Genomic DNA, 15318 nt, shown 5'->3' with positions numbered 1-15318 from the left:
CCCTCGTCACGACGCTTCGGCAAGTGCCTCGCGCGCATCGGTCTTGATACGCTCGACCATCGAGCGCAGCCCGTTGGAGCGCTGCGGGGTCAGATGATCGCGAAAGCCGAACTCGTCGAACACGGCGATGGCGTCGGTCGAAAGGATTTCCTGCGGCGTGCGGCCGGAATAAAGCGACAGCACGATCGCGACCAGCCCGCGCACGATATGCGCGTCGCTGTCGCCGAGATATCTGAGGATCGGCGCGCCGTTGCCGCGCTCGATGCGCTTGGACAGCCAGACCTGGCTGACGCAGCCTTGCACCTTGTTCTCGGCCGAATGCTCTTCTTCCGGCAACGGTTCCAGCGTGCGGCCGAGCTCGATGACGTACCGGTAGCGGTCGTCCCAGTCGTCCAGAAGCTCGAAATTGTCCCTGATTTCGTCGATCGTCGTCATGTCGGCCCGTGTTCCCTTCGGGCCCTATATAGGCTCACCGGCAGGCGAAATCGATAGCCGAGCCCGCCCCCCGAGCGGCGCTTCCAACGCCCGATACGTTTAGGCCCGGTCGAGCCGGACCCACAAGGAACCGCCGAGATTTTGGCGGTTTCGGTAGACGTCGTACCAGGCCGGCAGACGGGTGGGGATGAAGAGGGCGGCAAGCGCGGCTTCCGCCAGCCGCCGCATCCGGCCACGCGGCAGGCTCCTGACGCGCGCGATGAAGCCGTCAGGGTTGAGCTGGGCGCGCTGGATGTGGCTGTAGGAAATGTCGTGGGCGAGGAATTCCCGCCAGCTCAGCGGCTCGAGCTCGGCCGCGCGGACCACTAGGCCGTTGCGCCGGCACACCGCGTCGAAGGCCTGCGGCGTCCAGCGCCCGATATGATTGGGCGGCTGGTCGGGAACGGAGCGGTTGGCTTCCTGGTACCTGACGCGCGCGGAGTTGGGCACGGCGCAGAATGCGGAGCCGCCGCTCCTGAGCAGCGACGAGATGCGGCCGAACAACGCGTCAAGGCCATCGAGATGCTCGACGACCTGGAACAGGAAGATGAAATCGAAGGCGCCGCTGTCGGGGTCGAGCGCTGTGTCCCTGAGATCGACCGAGAGCGCGCGATATCCCCTGGCCTTCAGGATCGGAATCGATTTGTCGTTGTATTCGAGCACCGTGACATCGTCGGGCCGAACGAGGCTCGGGCAGATCTGGTCGAGGAAGTAGCCATTGCCGGCGCCGACCTCCAGCACCTTCGCGTCGCGCTTGTTCAGCTTGCGAAGCTCGGCAGCCGTGCGCGCAAACTCCCACTTGTCCCTGGGATAGACGCCGTCGGAGCCGGTGTGATTATAGAACTCGGCATTCCCCGCCACGTAGGGCCATGCGAAGCCAAAACCGCAATCCGCGCAGCCCATGATCCGGCAGGTGTCGCCGCCCCACAGCGAAGTGACGCAGGCGAAGATGCGCTTGTGACTTTCGGCATTCGCACGCTCCGGAGCGAAGAATTGCGCTGCCTCGCGCGCGGACACAGTCCGCAGCGTCGACAGCGACCGCGACTTGCACGCCGGGCATTCTGGCTGATCGGAACCGAGCTTCGCGGTTTGGGTGTGCTGACCGGTCAATTGTTCCGGAGGCAAACGATCGATGGTCTCAATCATGTCAGGCTCCGCGCAGGGAATCGGTCTTTTTTAATCGGTCTGCCGGCCAATAAGGTCCGTTTCGATTACCGTCACGCAGCAAGCGGCGAAAGCGCATACTTTTCCCGTAGTTAACATCCGGATTAGATTAACCAACCCCTGCCATATCGTCATCGCTGCTAACGTTTTCCTGCTATTGCGTCCGTTATCATTGAACGCCGCAGCCGCCGCATGTCCTGTTCCGCTGGCTCGCAACCAAGCAATCGACGATGACCGCCGCCGTACGACCCACAGATGTCAAGGCCGTCGCTTCCCGTTGGGTCGTCTCCAGCGTCGCGGTTCAATTCGTCAAATCATTGCTGCTGTTCGGCTCCCAGATCGCGCTTGCGCGCCTCCTGAGCCCCGCGGATTTCGGCGTCGTCGCGATGTGCGCGCCGGTCTTCGGCCTGTTCGCGCTGTCCAACGACCTCGGCCTGTCGCAGGCCGTGATCCAGCGCCCGTCGCTGAGCACCGACGACAGCAACAACGTGTTCTGGATCAATCTGGCGCTCGGCTGCGTCCTGGCGATGACCCTGCTCGCGCTCTCGCCGGCGGTTGCGAGCTTCTACAATGATCACCGGGTCACCGGCGTGCTCGCCGCGCTCTCGGTGCTGATCATCGTCAACAGCCTGTCCTATCAGCAGATCGCGCTGATGCACCGGCGCATGGACCCGGTCCCGATCCTCCTGATCGACATCGCGCCGGTTCTCGCCAACGTCGTGGCGGCCATCACGGCCGCGCGGCTCGGTTTTGGCTACTGGTCGCTGGTAACAGGGCAATTGGTGCATACGTTCACGGCCGGCATTCTGGCCTGGACGCTGTCGCCGTTCCGCCCCGCCCGGCCGCGTGCGCTGACCAAGACGCTGCCGCTGATGAAATTCGGCGCCGACCTCACCGGGCTTTCACTCGCCACCTTCGCAGCCACGAGCCTCAGCCCGCTGGTGGTCGGCCGCCTGTTCGGCGCCTGGGAGGTCGGCCTGTTCGACCGCGGCTTCAAGCTCGTGAGCATGTCGTTCGTCGGGTTCCTGACGCCGCTGTCGCGGATCGCGGAAACCTCGCTGGCAAGGCTCGCCGCCGATGCCGGCGAATATCGCCAGGCGTTCCTGCAGTTCTCGGAAGCGCTCATCCTGTTCCTCACGCCGGGCCTCGTGTGCCTCGTATTCATGTCCGACTATGCGGTCCTGGTGCTGTACGGCCGGGAGTGGACCGCGACGTCGCCGATCGTGAGCTGGTTTGCGGCCGCAAGCCTGCTCGCGCCGGCGGGGGCCGCGGCGACGTGGTTGTTCGTGAGCCAGGGCCGCACCCGGCTGATGCTTCAATGCGGCCTGATCGGGCAGGGCCTGACGGTGCTGGCGCTGGTGCTCGGCCTGCCCTGGGGCGTGGTGGGCGTGGCCGTCTCGGCTGCGATCTTCTCGCTTCCGATCCACGGCGTCACGATCTGGGGCGCCACGCGTGGCGGACCGGTCTCGTTGAGGCACTTCATCAACATGCTGCTGCCGATTGCCGCGTCGATCGTGATCGCCGCGGCCCTCGTCTATGCGGTGTCTTCAGAGCTTCACCGCCTCGCACTTCATCCGGTGCTCGCGCTGACGATCGGATTGCTGACGGCGTATCTCGGGACCGGTCTTGCGCTCTGCGCGTCGCCGCCGGGCCGCAGGATCATCGGGAATGCGTGGCGGGCGGCGCAGTTGATCAAGGACGGCAAGGCCGCGGCGTAACCGTCACGCGGTTGGCGCGGCCGCATTCTAGGCAATTGCGGTGACAATGCGATTGGCTCGCCGAGTGCTTGGTGGCATGTCCGTTGCGCGAAAAATCCGCTCGCGAGATCTTCACCGACACAGCCGCCACCGGAAAGCACGGTGGCATTTCCGAGCATCGTGCCGCCCGGAAGAACGAGACCTCGAGGTGTTTGATCGACACCCGTGTGGTCCATACGCGTCCATCGCGAGAATGGCCAAGAAGAGGTCGTTGGTCATGATGCATCTCCAACAAACATGTACCGGGAAAGCGCCAGATCATTCTTCAAATACATAGGCCCGCGATCCCGGTAATGATCGGACCACGATTGAAACCATGTCAGCTTCCGACTGATATCAATCACAACCGGATCGCTTGTGATTTCGACCGACGCACTCGCGAAGCGGGCCGATGGACCAAGAGCGGTCGGAATATCCTGCACCAACAATTTCCTGGCGGTGGTCGGATCCTGCGGATTCGAAAACCAAAGGAAGCGAGGCAGCTTGTTCAGCGCGAGGTCCCGCTTGCCGCGCAAATTGGGCAGATCCGGTATCTCTTGCACCGTGCTGTGATTTCCGAACGCCTCCGCGGCAACCCACAGCGCGCCAAGCGCACCATCCTTTGCCGGGCCATAATCTTCGCCATTTATTAGAGTAGCGACCACGACGCCGCGATCTCCGAGATCCACCAGCGCGGCTTGCCCCTTAACGGAAGGACCAAAGGGACCGCCATCCCCGATAACCGGTCCACCTCGCCACTTGACCTCAATGACGCTCGATCCTGAGTGAACCTTACCGTCCACTTCGATATTGACAGTCAACCGGTAGCGGTAAGTGTAATCGGGATACTTATACCTATAGCCGACCACCAACGCTCCCACACTCAGCACGAGGACAATAAATGCTGCGAAGAAGCCCCGCTTCATGGGTGAAATCCAACAAGTATTTTGAGGCGGCACGAGTGGTGAGTCAGCGTGATCACTGCCCACTTCACGGGATCGGGCTCCCAGACTTGCATCACGTAAAATCGATCCACAGGCTGTCCTCAAATCCGTTTCAATGGATCGTTCGCGGAAACTCTCGTGCCGACAACAGTGCGGGCACAAGGAAGCTGACGGGCATGAGGCGCACGCTGGCGCGCGGCGCAAATTGTGAGAGAAGGCTGAGCGGCGGCGTAACCGTCACGCCGCTGTCTCAGCCGCGTCTTAGTTCGCGATCTCCGGTCCGCGCCATTGCAGCGCCAGATCGTCCTGGGTCAGGGTATCGCGCGGCGTCTCGACGCCGGCGAGATCGGTCGTCTCGGTCCCGATCGAGCCGGTATGGTCGGGCGCCTTCTTGTCGTTCTTGTCGTGCTTCTCGTTGGTGATCTGCTCTTTCTTGTCGTTGATGATCTGGTAGATCTTGCGCGCGCCGTCCTGTGCCCGCTGACCGATGATGGTTGCGGCCTGGCCGCCGACCTCGCAGGCCGCCGGCTGGCGCTTGCAGAACTGGGTCATGTCGGAGACGGCGGCGGTCGCAGCCTGAACCGCATCGGCCGCGCCGATCTGCGGCAGCTTCTCCGATTCGGGCGTCTTGTCCCGGGGCAGGAGCACCAGCACCAGCCCGAGCCAGAATGTGATGCGGAACAGAAAGCGCATCTTGCGACCTGTAGGTTAGATCCTGCTGCGGTGACCCCGCGGGCATTCGACCTAGCAATCCTCGATAAATCGCAAGTGATTGCTTTGTGCTTAACTCTTGGAAAATTTGTCTGAAATTTTCGCGAATCGCCCCCTCCCGTAAATTTTCGCTTGATGGCGTGCGTGAGGGCGCCATCGTAGGCCCGTCTACCAATTCGAAACCATGAGGTTTGAGGGGTGGAAACCCCGCGTTCACCATCACCGCGAATGAGACGGCCAAATCGCCTCAAAACACCCGCGATCACACGGTGTTTTGCCGCGGCTCCTGCCGCCTTAGCGTTCGTTTAATTCCGCTCTGACACGGTGGCTCAACGACAAGGAGGCGTTCCGGCGCGTCTTTCCGACGAGAGAGCCGAAGCGCGAGACCCGTGACAGTTTTGAGTATCATCCGCGATTGTCTCGATGCGCTATTGCATCCGTCCGCTCGTTACGATGCGCTGACGAAGGCACGCCATCGTGCCTTCATGGCGCCGCGGCTTCTTGGCAGCCTGGCGGCCTTTGCCGCATTCCCGATTTATCTGGCCATGCGCGGCGCGCCGAGCGCGCTCGAAGTGGCAGCTTTTGCCTGGCTGATCGCGCCGATCCTTTTGTCATGGTTCCTGTCGCGCACCGGCCGCTATGAGGGCGCCCATGTGCTGTCCTCGCTGGCGCTCGCCGGCCTGATCATGGCGGTGGCGGTCACGACCGGCGGCATCGAATCCTTTGCCGCGATCTGGCTGGTCGTGGTGCCGCTCGAAGCAGCGCTCTCGGCCTCGCGCCGGGTCGCGGCGTTCGCCTCCGCGCTCGCGCTGTCCTGCGCTGCGGTCCTGATCCTGCTGACCCAGTTCGACCTGCTGCCGCTGGATCAGGCGAGTTCCGCGCAACGTGGCCTGTTCATGGCTTTCGGCATTGCATCCGCGACGCTCTATGCGGCGGGCCTCGCCTTCGGCGCGGAATCGCTGGCGCGCACCAGCGTCGCGCTGTTGTCGCGCGAGGAAGAGCGCTATCGCCTCTTGGCTCGCAACATGAGCGACGTGATCTCGCGGCACCGGCGCAACGGCGCCGTGCAGTTCATCTCGCCTGCGGCCGAGCCCATGCTGGGCGCGCCGGCCGCGCAATTGCTCGGTCACGGCCTGTTCGATCGCGTCCATGTCGCGGATCGTCCCGCCTATCTCACCGCGCTGTCCGATGCCGCACGCGGCCAGGTCCGCAGCGTCGAGTTCCGCCTGCGTCGCGATGGCGGCGAAGGTGGTCGCGTCGATTTCATCTGGGTCGAGCTGCGCTGCCGTCCGCTGGAGCAGGACGCGCGCCAGGACACGTGCCAGGACACGCGCCATGACAAGAGTGATGAGCTCGAGGTCGTCGCCGTCATGCGCGACGTCACCGACCGCAAGATGCAGGAGCAGGCGCTCGACCAGGCGCGCAGCGCCGCGGAAGCGGCCGATGCCGCCAAGACGCGATTCCTCGCCACCATGAGCCACGAGCTGCGCACGCCGCTCAACGCCATCATCGGCTTCTCCGAGATGATCGCGCAGGAGCAGAGCCTGATGCTGGACGCCGCGCGCCGCAAGGAGTATGCGCAGCTCATCAACGATTCCGGCCAGCATCTGCTGTCGGTCGTCAACGGCATCCTCGACATGTCCAAGATGGAAGCAGGCAATTTCGAGATTGCGCCGGAGCCGTTCGCGCCGCGTGCAGGGCTCGTGCATTGCTGCAATCTGCTGGCGCTGAAGGCACGCGAGAACGGCGTCGATCTCGTCACCGACGCGCCGCAGGATTTGCCGGGCATGACCGGCGATCCGCGCGCCTTCAAGCAGATCGTGCTCAACCTCGTCTCCAACGCCATCAAGTTCACCGAGCGCGGCGGCAAGGTCACGGCTGCGGCGTCGGTCGCGGGATCGCAGCTTCTCCTGCGCATCAGCGATACCGGCGTCGGGATTGCGCCTGACGATCTGAAGCGCATCGGCGCGCCGTTCTTCCAGGCCGGCAAGACCTATCAGCGCCGCCACGAAGGCACCGGCCTCGGGCTGTCGATCGTGAAAAGCCTGGTCGGTCTGCATGGCGGCGACGTCACGGTGCAGAGCAAGGTGGGCGAGGGGACGGTGGTCACGGTGCGCCTGCCGCTGCTCTGTGCGCCGCCGATCGCAAAACCTGCCGAGAACAAGATCGCGACGCTGACGCCGGCGCCACGCAATGAAGTTTTGGACCAACCCGCTCTGGTGAAGAAAAGTGCCTAGAAAGTCTGCAAGGGATGAGGACATGCCGCGTCGCCGTGGTGCGAAGGCGGCAGCCGTCGATGTCGAGACCGAGCGCAATCTCGTGATGCGCGTCCTGCTGCACAGCCCCAAGGATACCTTGGCGGGCCTGGTGGCTTGCGCTGCGATCGGCGCCATCGTTGCCAACGCGCTCTTCCTGCAGACCGGCCGTCACCCGGCGCCGATGTTCGGCACCGTGGTGAACCTGCCTGCGCCGCCCTCGATGAATCTGTCGAATCCATTGCCGCGTCCGCGTCCGCTCGCCGCTGACACGCTGCCGCTCGAGCCGAAACCGATGGAGTTTCGCGTTCCCGAGCCGCGGCCCGCCGCGCCGGAAAAGCCTGACGCGACCGCATCGACGTCGCGGTCGGCCGATCCGCTGACCAATCTGGTCAAGGCCACGACGTCGGCGCCGCCATCGTCCTCGGTTGCGGTCGCACGTCCGCCGGCGCCGATCCCGGTCCAGCAGAACGCCGCCGCGCGCCGCGTCGCTGCCGTGCAGCGCGCGCTGTCCGAATATGGCTATGGCCAGTTGAAGGTGACGGGCGCGATCGGCGGCGAGACCCAGGCCGCGATCCAGAAGTTCGAGCGTGAGCGCAGGATGCCCGTCACAGGTCAGGTGTCTGACCGCCTGCTGCGCGAGCTCGCCACTGCGATCGGCCATCCCGTCGAATAACGACGCGTCCCCGTTCTCTTCCGTCATTGATGCCGATCAATCGCGCGGCCCACCCGCGATTTGTCCGGGATCAATGACGCATGGGGCTGTTGCGCAGATGATCCTCTCATCCTCATCAAGGAAGAGAGAGGTCGCCATGTTCAAAGTTTCAGTCCTCGTATGGATCATGCTGGGGACGGTGCTGGCCGGGACCAGCCTGATCGTGGTCCTGATGATTCCAAGCCTCGAGAACCAGGCGCTCAAGGCCATCCCCTACGCGGTGGCCGCAGGTTTTGCGCTTGCCATGCCGCTGTCATATCTCGTCGCGCGTCAGATCGGCGGCGGGCAACGGGGCGCGAGCAAGGCGTGAGGCGCGGAACCTGAGACTGGCGCGACGCTCAGCGCTGGCCTATCGTCCACCCCATGCGATTGAAATCCAGTATCTGGGTGGCGGCCTATCTGCGCCGCTGCCAGACCGAAGGCGTGTTCGGCGCGGTGCGCCGGCGCGGCGCCGAGGAAGCCGGCGCCGTGTTCGTCAAGGTGTCGTTGCTCGACGGCAACGCGATGCTTTACGTGCCGGCGCCGCAGACCGTCTATGAGGATGGCCGGCCCGTCGATCGCTTCTTCGTGCCGGCAGCGCCGCAACCGCAGCCGGAGCCCATGGTGGAAGAGCGCCTCACCAAGGAAATCCGCTTCGATCCCGACGCGTGGATCGTCGAGACCGAGGATCGCGCCGGCCGCCACTTCCTGGAATTGGCCCGGACTTGATTTAGCTCAGCGGTCCGAGCCGCCGGTGCCGGTGCGGATGGCCGGGCTCGCGCCGGGCTGCACCGCCGGCCGCGACGTGCCGGAGGTCGCGCGGGCGCGCTGCCGTTCGCCGTCATAGAGCGAGGACTGGTACTTCGCGCGCGTGACGGCGAGCGTCGAGCCGCGCCAGGCGGCGAGCATCACCAGCGCCGACCGCTCGCTCAGGCGATCGTAGAGCCGCGACAGCCGGTAGACCGTGTTCACGGAGCTGCCGATCTCCGGCTTGAAGAACAGCAAAATGCGCTGGAAGGCGGCACTCGGCATGTCGAGCGCACGGGCGGCGACCGCAAGCGCCTCGCCGCCGGCATCGTCGACGATCTGCGAGGCGACGCGCGCGGGCAGGATCAGGCTTTCATCGAGCTCCAGCGCAAAACTCTCGGCGTCTTGCGCAAAGGCCGCCATCTCCAGGATCTGGATCGCGCGCTTGGCGCGCGCCGTCGGGATGCGCGGCGCGGCCTTCAGCGGCGTCTGCGCAAGATTATGCAGGATCAGCGCGCGCTCGGAGGCGGTGGCGCGGAAGAACATGTCGTGGATTTCGGCGGCGTCCTTCGGCTGCATCGACATGTTCGACGCCATCCGCAGTTCGGCCTCGGTCGGCGAGCGCGCCGGCGCTGCTTCAGGCGCAGGAGCGGGGATCTCGCGGGCCAGCGGAATGCGCCGTCCTTCCTGTGCGGGCAGGAGCCCGAGCTTCTGCATGATCGGCGCGGGAGTTCCGGGATAGACCGCCAGCCGCGCCTTGACCGCGGCGCGGGTGGCGTCGTCGACCTGGTCGATCAGGCGCGAGGCGAGCTCGACGAATTGCCGCTCCTCGTCGCCGCTATGGCTCTTGGCCTGGACGTAGAGGTCCGTCAGCACGCGCAGCAAGGTCGGGCGGATATCGACGCCTTCGCGACGGGAGAGGGTCATCAACCCGTCGAATCCAGGAAACAGCGGCTTGGAGGTCATGAGGCGTACGCAACTCGAGAAGGATCGTCTCCGCCACACTACGCGGGCTGGTTTAAAGGCTCGTTAAGGAAAACGAGACGTGAAGCAAACGGCTCGAATTGCAGTGTTGTCGTGTCGCAACGGCACGCACGGGCCTTAGCGGTATCCTGGCCGTATCCCGGCCCGTGCAGCTACGGCCCGCACCGGGCGTTTACACCCCGTTAACCATGAACTGATCTTAATGAGCCCATGTTGTGAGGGCCGGCACCGGTCGCGCGGCACTGAATAGAGAGCTGACATGGGGACCATCATTGAATTTCCGGCCGGTCGCCGGTCGGGCGCGTCGGGGGATGTCGCTCCTTCAGCGGACATGGGAACAGTGCTGATCCTTCCCGTGATCCGGATCGAGCGCGAATCCGACGAGACCAATGGCGGGCGCGGCCCGGAACAGGGCACAGCGCCAGGACGCCGTCGTCGGCGTCGATAAGCATGATCCGGAAAAGTGCGCAGCGGTTTTCCGATAAGATCATGCTCAAACAAGGAGCTAAAGCGCGATGACGATTCAACCCAAAGCCATCGCGCTTTAGAAACGCGCATTTGAAATGCCGGACACATCCCGCCGGATCCGGTGTTGCTCATCGGCCCTGCTGCTCGCGCTGATCGGCGCGTCACTTAGTGTGGTTCTTGGCGCGTGCAGTGGCGGCGATTTCGGCCGCACCCGCGCCGACATGCGCAGTGACGACATGCACCGCTGGCTCGGCTCCGAGGTGACCGGAAGCGTCGGCGTCAAGGCCTCGCAATTCCAGCTCACCGACGAAGAGCGCCTGCTTCGCGATCTCGCCTATCCCCTGGTCGAGCCGCCGCGGTCGCGGCCGGCCTGGCGAAGCGTGTTCGGCGACTACAAGGCGATGCCGTCGCCATGGCGGCAGAACGTCGTGTTCGACCGCACCACCTATGGCCGCACGCTGATCGACGAGCCGCATCGCTCGTTCTCCTCGCGCTATGCGCAGCTCATCGAGGACGTGCGCAACGACATCACCCGCTTCGAGCCGTTCTTTTCGAGCGCCATCCGCGTCATCGAGCTCGACCGCAAGCGCGAGGCCAGCATGAAGATGGTCTCGGAATTGTCGCCGCGCGAGAAGGCGGACGCGGTCGCGCGTATGCAGGAGAACTCGCTGATCGTGCAGTGGGTGCAGCAATGCCTGGAACGGCGCGTCTCGTCCTACCGCTGGGCGCTCGAGCGCCTGGTGATCCAGGCGCCCGACGGCATGGCCGCCGATGCCGACCGCTTGATCGGCGAGCTCGCCGCCCAGACCGCAAATCCGCCGGTCGCCTCGCCCTACCAGCGGCCCGTGGCCGTGCGCGGCTAGAGCGTTTTCCAGCGAAGTGGACACCGGTTCGCGTCAAGAAAACGCGTCAAAATAAGAATCTAGAGCTTCCGTTCCGATTCCTTCGGAACGGAAAAAGCTCTAGCCGTTACTCCGTTTCAACGTCTTCCAGCTTGACCCCGCGTCCAGCCCGAAGGCTGCTCCGCGCCCGCTCGACGCGCTGCAGGAAACGCGGGTCATGCTCGAGGCGATAATCGAACCAGTCCTCTTCCGATTCGAATCCGATCAGGACGCCGGCCGGTTTGCCGTGGCGCGTGATGACGATCTCATGCGTCTCCGCCTCGCGAAGATAGCGGGACAGATCATCCTTGATTTCGGAGAGAGGCACTTCCTTCACTCCGGATTTCCGAACTGTGCGAGCCATGACTCGGTCTCCGATTTGGTTATGATTGCCAGAATCTCCACGGCCGCGCCGGAAATATCGTAGAATATTCTGATATCGCCGACCCGTAGCCTGTACTGCGGCCGCCGCAGTCCCCGTAATCTCTTGATCCGGCTACGGCTCGTCTTCGCGGGCTCGTGCCTGAGATGCGTTTCGAGCGCATCCCGCACGGCGGTTCGGACATGCGTTTTCAAGCCCTTGAAGTCTTCGACCGCTTCCGGTGCGAGAATAATGTCGAACGCCATTCTGGCCAGATTATAGCCAGATTTATAGATTCGTCAAAGTCGAGCGCTGCTGCTATCCGCTACCCTTATCTCGCCTTCAGGCGCGGCCGGCGTAGGCCGTCAGCTCTTCCGCGCACGTTCTGCGCGCGCGGGCCTGCGGCCCTTCTGCAGCTTGGCGATGAAATCCTTCAGCGCATCCGACGGCGGGCTCGATGTGCGATAGGCGAGCCCGACCTCGCGTTTGACCTTTACCTCGATCTCGCGCACGGCGACATCAGGATTGTTGCGCGCCACGCCTTCCGGAACGATGGCGACCCCGACGCCGGCCGCGACCAGCGCCATGGCCCAGTCCTCGGATTGCGCGATCGCCGCCGGCTGCCGCCGCGGCGCCGAGCGGCCGAAGAACGCGCTCTGCTCACAATGGCAGCGGTCGATCAGCGCGGCCTCGGCAAGATCGGCGGTGCGCAGGCGATGCTTCAGCGTGAGCGGATGCGACGGCGGCAGGGCTGCGACGTAGCGTTCGCTCCAGAGCGGAACGAAGTGCTCGTCGGAGCGCTGCATGGTTTTTGCGATGATCCGTGCGTCGGCGCGCTCGTCGCTGCCGACGAGGCGAAGCGCAATTTGCGGGTTGGCGGTCAGCGGCTTGAGCAGGGCAATGGTGCGCGGCACGTCCAGCGTGCGCATCAACCCCAGCGTCAGCGTCGCCTTCGTGCTCGGCTTCCTGAACAGGCTGCGGGCTGCGTCGGCCTCGTCGATGATGCGGCGGGCAAGCGCATGGAATTGCTCGGCCGAGGCGGTCGGCGCAACGCCCTTCTTGTGGCGGATGAACAGCGTGGTGCCGAGCTCGGCTTCGAGATTGGTGATCGCCGTCGAGATCGACGGCTGTGACACGAAACACTGGCGCGCCGCCGCCGTGAGATTGCGCGCGCGGTAGACGGCGGTGAAGTAACGGAGCTCGCGGATATCCATAGGCTAATCCTAGAGAACGTATCATTATTCCATATTTTACCTATGGATTGGCCGATGGCAAGAAGAGCCAGATCGCAACCGGCAAAGGCGGAGGCTCCATGAAGGTTCATCATCTCAACACTGGCACGATGTGTCCGGTCGGGCGTCGCCTGGTGAACGGGACCGGCAGCCTGTTCCAGCGAGCGCGCATGGTCTGTCATTGCCTGCTGGTCGAAACCAATGACGGTCTTGCGCTGGTCGACACCGGCATCGGGCTCGGCGATATCGCGACACCTGCGCGGCTCGGGCGGCGATGGCTGCGTCAGACGGCGCCGAGGCTCGACCCCGCCGAGACGGCGCTGGAGCAGGTGAAGGCGCTCGGCTATTCGCCCAATGACGTTCGCCACGTCCTCCTGACCCATCTCGACCGCGACCATGCCGGCGGCGTGCCGGATTTCCCGCACGCCAAGGTGCACGTCCATCGCGCTGAATACGACATGGCCGTGCTGGGCAAGCCTGCGGCCCCGGAAGGCCGCTACATCACGCAGCAATGGCAGCACGGACCGAGCTGGCAGTTCTACGGCGAGGGCGGAGAGGACTGGTTCGGCTTTCGGGGCGTGCGCGCATTGGGCGACCGCGAGCCGGACATCCTGATGATCCCGCTCGCCGGCCATACGCCCGGCCATTGCGGCATCGCGGTCCGCTCAGCCGGCACATGGCTGCTGCACGCCGGCGACAGCTATTTCTTCCACGGCCAGTTGGAGGCCAAGGTGCGGATGCCGCTCGTGCTCGGCTACTTCCAGCGCAAGGCGGATATGGATCGCAAGGCGCGCATCGCCAACCAGGAGCGGCTGCGTGCGCTCAAGCTCGGCCATGGCGCGCGTGTGACCATCTTCAACAGCCACGATCCCGTCGATTACGAGAACTGTCGCTGCGGCGCACACTGATCGCGTTACGCACGCTTCGGCGCTTGCCCGCCGCGAGCACGGAAACGCAGCAAAACTGTCGCTCGCGACCATTTAGGCCTCAGTTTGTGCAAGCAGCAGCAGGATTTTGCACAAACATGCGCGACCTCATCCGACACCGGCGTTTGTCATCAAGCTGGAGCGCGATGAGATCAGGATGAGTTGGCGCGGCATCGGCTACCTCACCTCTCCTCCGGGAGAGGTCAACGGAGCTCGCAGGCGATTCAACCAAACGCCATAATGACTTGGAGGGCGTGCAACGCCTGATGCAACGGCTCGTCCCACACCTTGCGATAATAGCAACATACACCTGATTTGCCCGACGGGTCAAGGACAATTTCGTAAAATCCGCATCCGTTCGCCCCTGGCCTCGGCTACTGTGCATGGGGTTGTTTTCAGCCCTTTTTGCCGATGCTGCGCCGGGGCGATTAACCGCAATGACCGGAAGCTGATAGAACCTGTGTTTCGACAGCGGCCGGACCGTCGATTGTGCTTGTCGTCCAAATAGGGCTGTCGCTAGTATCGTGGTGTTTCGCGAAGTTTCATTTTCATATCAAGGTCTTTCGCCATGCGAACAGGCACCGCCGACACATTCGATGGTCGTTGGAATCACCTGCGTCAGCGGGGCGCCCGCAGCCTGATTGTGGTCGGTCTGTTCCTGGGGTCGGCTGCTTCGGCGGCCCCGCTCACCAAGGAAGCGGCGCTCGAGAATTGCCGGATGACGGTCGGCAAACCCATCGTGCAGGCCTGCATGCAAGCGGCTGGTGGTCGCAAGGGCGGTGCCGACATCGAGGCCTGCCGCGCCAAGGCCTCGCCGCAGGTCAAAGCCTGCATGATGGCTGCGCTCAATGCCGCGAACGGAAGGGCCAACGTCGCCGTCGAGCTCCCGAAGGAGGCCGCGCCCAAGCTCGACCCAGGCACGGCGCTGCCAAAGGGCTTTATCGCGCCCCCACGGACCATCGCCGACATCACGGCGATCCTCGACAGCGAGAAGCCCGACGTCAAGCTCATCGCGGAGCTCAAGTCGGATGCTGACTCGACGCCCACGGGAAAGGAATCGCGCGAGGATCTGGCGCAGTTCTATTTCGATCGCGCCAACGCGCGGGCCCAGCTCGGCCGGCTCGCCGAATCCATCGCCGATGCCAACAAGGCCGTCGAAGTCGGTCGTGGTGCCATCAGCGCCAATATGATGGGACGGCTGTTGCAATTGCTGTCCCTGCAATATGCCGCAGCCGGTGACCCCAAGCGGGCGCTGGAGGTCATCCTCAGGCAGTTGCGGGAGACGGCCAACACGCCGGGCGCCAAGGGATTCCAGTTCAGCGCAAACCGTGCGGTAGCCTCCATCCTCATCATGATGGGCGACGTGACGCAGGCCGAAGCCTATTTGCGCAAGACCCAGACTGCGATCCAGGAGGCCCGCACCAGCGGCCACCCGAACTGGCGTGCTTCATACGCCAAGTTAGGACAGAACTGGGAATCGGAGCTCGAAGGCACCCGCGCCATGATCTTCGAGGCGCGCGGTCAGTTCAACGAAGCTGAAGCGGCCTATCGCCTTGCCGAGCAGCGCAAGCGGGCCGGCATGAAGGGTGTTATGGATTCCGAGAATCCTCCAGCCGAAACCGTTCTGCTCACCGCGATCGACGGCACCGTCTTGAGCCAGGCGCGGATGAAGGCGCGGCGCATCCGCTCCGGATCGCGGAAGCCGGTCGATTGCGCCACGAGCTCGATCGCCTCGCTCGAC

Annotated in this window: 16 protein-coding genes and 1 pseudogene; 9 read left to right on the top strand and 8 right to left on the bottom strand. The window is 64.2% G+C overall.

Annotated features, from left to right (window positions below; all coding sequences use genetic code 11):
• Nucleotides 1–6 precede the first annotated feature (6 nt).
• Together C2U70_RS24000 and C2U70_RS23995 are read right to left on the bottom strand one after the other, a co-directional pair.
• Nucleotides 7–435, bottom strand: a complete 429-nt coding sequence (locus tag C2U70_RS24000) for a SufE family protein (RefSeq protein WP_140981060.1) — start codon at nucleotides 433–435, stop codon at nucleotides 7–9.
• 99 nt (nucleotides 436–534) lie between these two features.
• Nucleotides 535–1620 carry a class I SAM-dependent methyltransferase gene (locus C2U70_RS23995; protein WP_140981058.1) on the bottom strand — a complete coding sequence of 362 codons (1086 nt, stop codon included), beginning with the start codon at nucleotides 1618–1620 and terminating at the stop codon, nucleotides 535–537.
• A 248-nt stretch (nucleotides 1621–1868) separates the two neighbouring features.
• Here C2U70_RS23995 and C2U70_RS23990 point away from each other — a divergent pair, with 248 nt between their 5' ends.
• The gene (locus tag C2U70_RS23990) at nucleotides 1869–3356 is read left to right on the top strand and encodes a lipopolysaccharide biosynthesis protein (protein WP_140981056.1); all 1488 of its coding nucleotides are present in this window, start codon (nucleotides 1869–1871) and stop codon (nucleotides 3354–3356) included.
• A gap of 254 nt (nucleotides 3357–3610) precedes the next feature.
• Here the strand turns inward: C2U70_RS23990 and C2U70_RS23985 are convergent, their stop codons facing one another.
• A complete protein-coding gene (locus C2U70_RS23985) occupies nucleotides 3611–4300 on the bottom strand; it encodes a hypothetical protein (protein WP_140981054.1) in 690 nt (229 codons plus the stop codon).
• Between the two features lie 279 nt (nucleotides 4301–4579).
• Entirely contained in the window at nucleotides 4580–5011 is a 432-nt protein-coding gene (locus C2U70_RS23980) for a DUF5330 domain-containing protein (protein WP_140981053.1), read from the bottom strand.
• Between the two features lie 407 nt (nucleotides 5012–5418).
• Here C2U70_RS23980 and C2U70_RS23975 point away from each other — a divergent pair, with 407 nt between their 5' ends.
• The 4 genes from C2U70_RS23975 (at nucleotide 5419) to C2U70_RS23960 (ending at nucleotide 8707) form a co-directional block, all read left to right on the top strand.
• On the top strand, nucleotides 5419–7266 hold the full coding sequence (locus tag C2U70_RS23975) for a PAS domain-containing sensor histidine kinase (RefSeq protein WP_140981050.1): 1848 nt from the start codon (nucleotides 5419–5421) through the stop codon (nucleotides 7264–7266).
• Entirely contained in the window at nucleotides 7259–7960 is a 702-nt protein-coding gene (locus C2U70_RS23970; protein ID WP_140981048.1) for a peptidoglycan-binding domain-containing protein, read from the top strand. Before C2U70_RS23975 ends, C2U70_RS23970 begins: the two co-directional genes overlap by 8 nt.
• 136 nt (nucleotides 7961–8096) lie before the next feature.
• The gene (locus C2U70_RS23965) at nucleotides 8097–8309 is read left to right on the top strand and encodes a hypothetical protein (protein WP_186294435.1); all 213 of its coding nucleotides are present in this window, start codon (nucleotides 8097–8099) and stop codon (nucleotides 8307–8309) included.
• Between the two features lie 53 nt (nucleotides 8310–8362).
• Complete coding sequence (locus C2U70_RS23960; RefSeq protein ID WP_140981046.1) at nucleotides 8363–8707, top strand: DUF1491 family protein; 345 nt, start codon at nucleotides 8363–8365, stop codon at nucleotides 8705–8707.
• Nucleotides 8708–8713: 6 nt separating this feature from the next.
• Here the strand turns inward: C2U70_RS23960 and C2U70_RS23955 are convergent, their stop codons facing one another.
• Complete coding sequence (locus C2U70_RS23955; RefSeq protein ID WP_246666845.1) at nucleotides 8714–9652, bottom strand: DUF2336 domain-containing protein; 939 nt, start codon at nucleotides 9650–9652, stop codon at nucleotides 8714–8716.
• A 316-nt stretch (nucleotides 9653–9968) separates the two neighbouring features.
• On the opposite strand from C2U70_RS23955, the gene C2U70_RS33580 reads away from it, so the two are divergent.
• A complete protein-coding gene (locus C2U70_RS33580; protein WP_140981040.1) occupies nucleotides 9969–10157 on the top strand; it encodes a hypothetical protein in 189 nt (62 codons plus the stop codon).
• 115 nt (nucleotides 10158–10272) lie between these two features.
• The gene (locus tag C2U70_RS23945) at nucleotides 10273–11040 is read left to right on the top strand and encodes a hypothetical protein (protein WP_140981037.1); all 768 of its coding nucleotides are present in this window, start codon (nucleotides 10273–10275) and stop codon (nucleotides 11038–11040) included.
• A 106-nt stretch (nucleotides 11041–11146) separates the two neighbouring features.
• On the opposite strand, the gene C2U70_RS23940 is transcribed toward C2U70_RS23945, so the two are convergent.
• The 3 genes from C2U70_RS23940 to C2U70_RS23930 form a co-directional block, all read right to left on the bottom strand.
• The gene (locus tag C2U70_RS23940; RefSeq protein WP_186294434.1) at nucleotides 11147–11395 is read right to left on the bottom strand and encodes a type II toxin-antitoxin system Phd/YefM family antitoxin; all 249 of its coding nucleotides are present in this window, start codon (nucleotides 11393–11395) and stop codon (nucleotides 11147–11149) included.
• A complete protein-coding gene (locus tag C2U70_RS23935) occupies nucleotides 11392–11685 on the bottom strand; it encodes a type II toxin-antitoxin system RelE family toxin (protein WP_140981031.1) in 294 nt (97 codons plus the stop codon). Before C2U70_RS23935 ends, C2U70_RS23940 begins: the two co-directional genes overlap by 4 nt.
• A gap of 99 nt (nucleotides 11686–11784) precedes the next feature.
• On the bottom strand, nucleotides 11785–12633 hold the full coding sequence (locus C2U70_RS23930; protein WP_140981028.1) for a LysR family transcriptional regulator: 849 nt from the start codon (nucleotides 12631–12633) through the stop codon (nucleotides 11785–11787).
• Nucleotides 12634–12731: 98 nt separating this feature from the next.
• Between C2U70_RS23930 and C2U70_RS23925 the strand changes: the two genes are divergently transcribed.
• Both C2U70_RS23925 and C2U70_RS23920 read left to right on the top strand, forming a co-directional pair.
• Nucleotides 12732–13559 (top strand): MBL fold metallo-hydrolase, encoded by an 828-nt coding sequence (locus C2U70_RS23925; protein WP_140981025.1) that lies wholly within the window; start codon nucleotides 12732–12734, stop codon nucleotides 13557–13559.
• A 586-nt stretch (nucleotides 13560–14145) separates the two neighbouring features.
• Nucleotides 14146–15318, top strand: a pseudogene (locus C2U70_RS23920) (hypothetical protein); the annotation flags it as partial.

It is taken from the genome of Bradyrhizobium guangdongense (assembly GCF_006483445.1).
Lineage (GTDB): Bacteria > Pseudomonadota > Alphaproteobacteria > Rhizobiales > Xanthobacteraceae > Bradyrhizobium > Bradyrhizobium guangdongense_A.
This window is presented reverse-complemented; position numbering and strand designations above follow the sequence as displayed.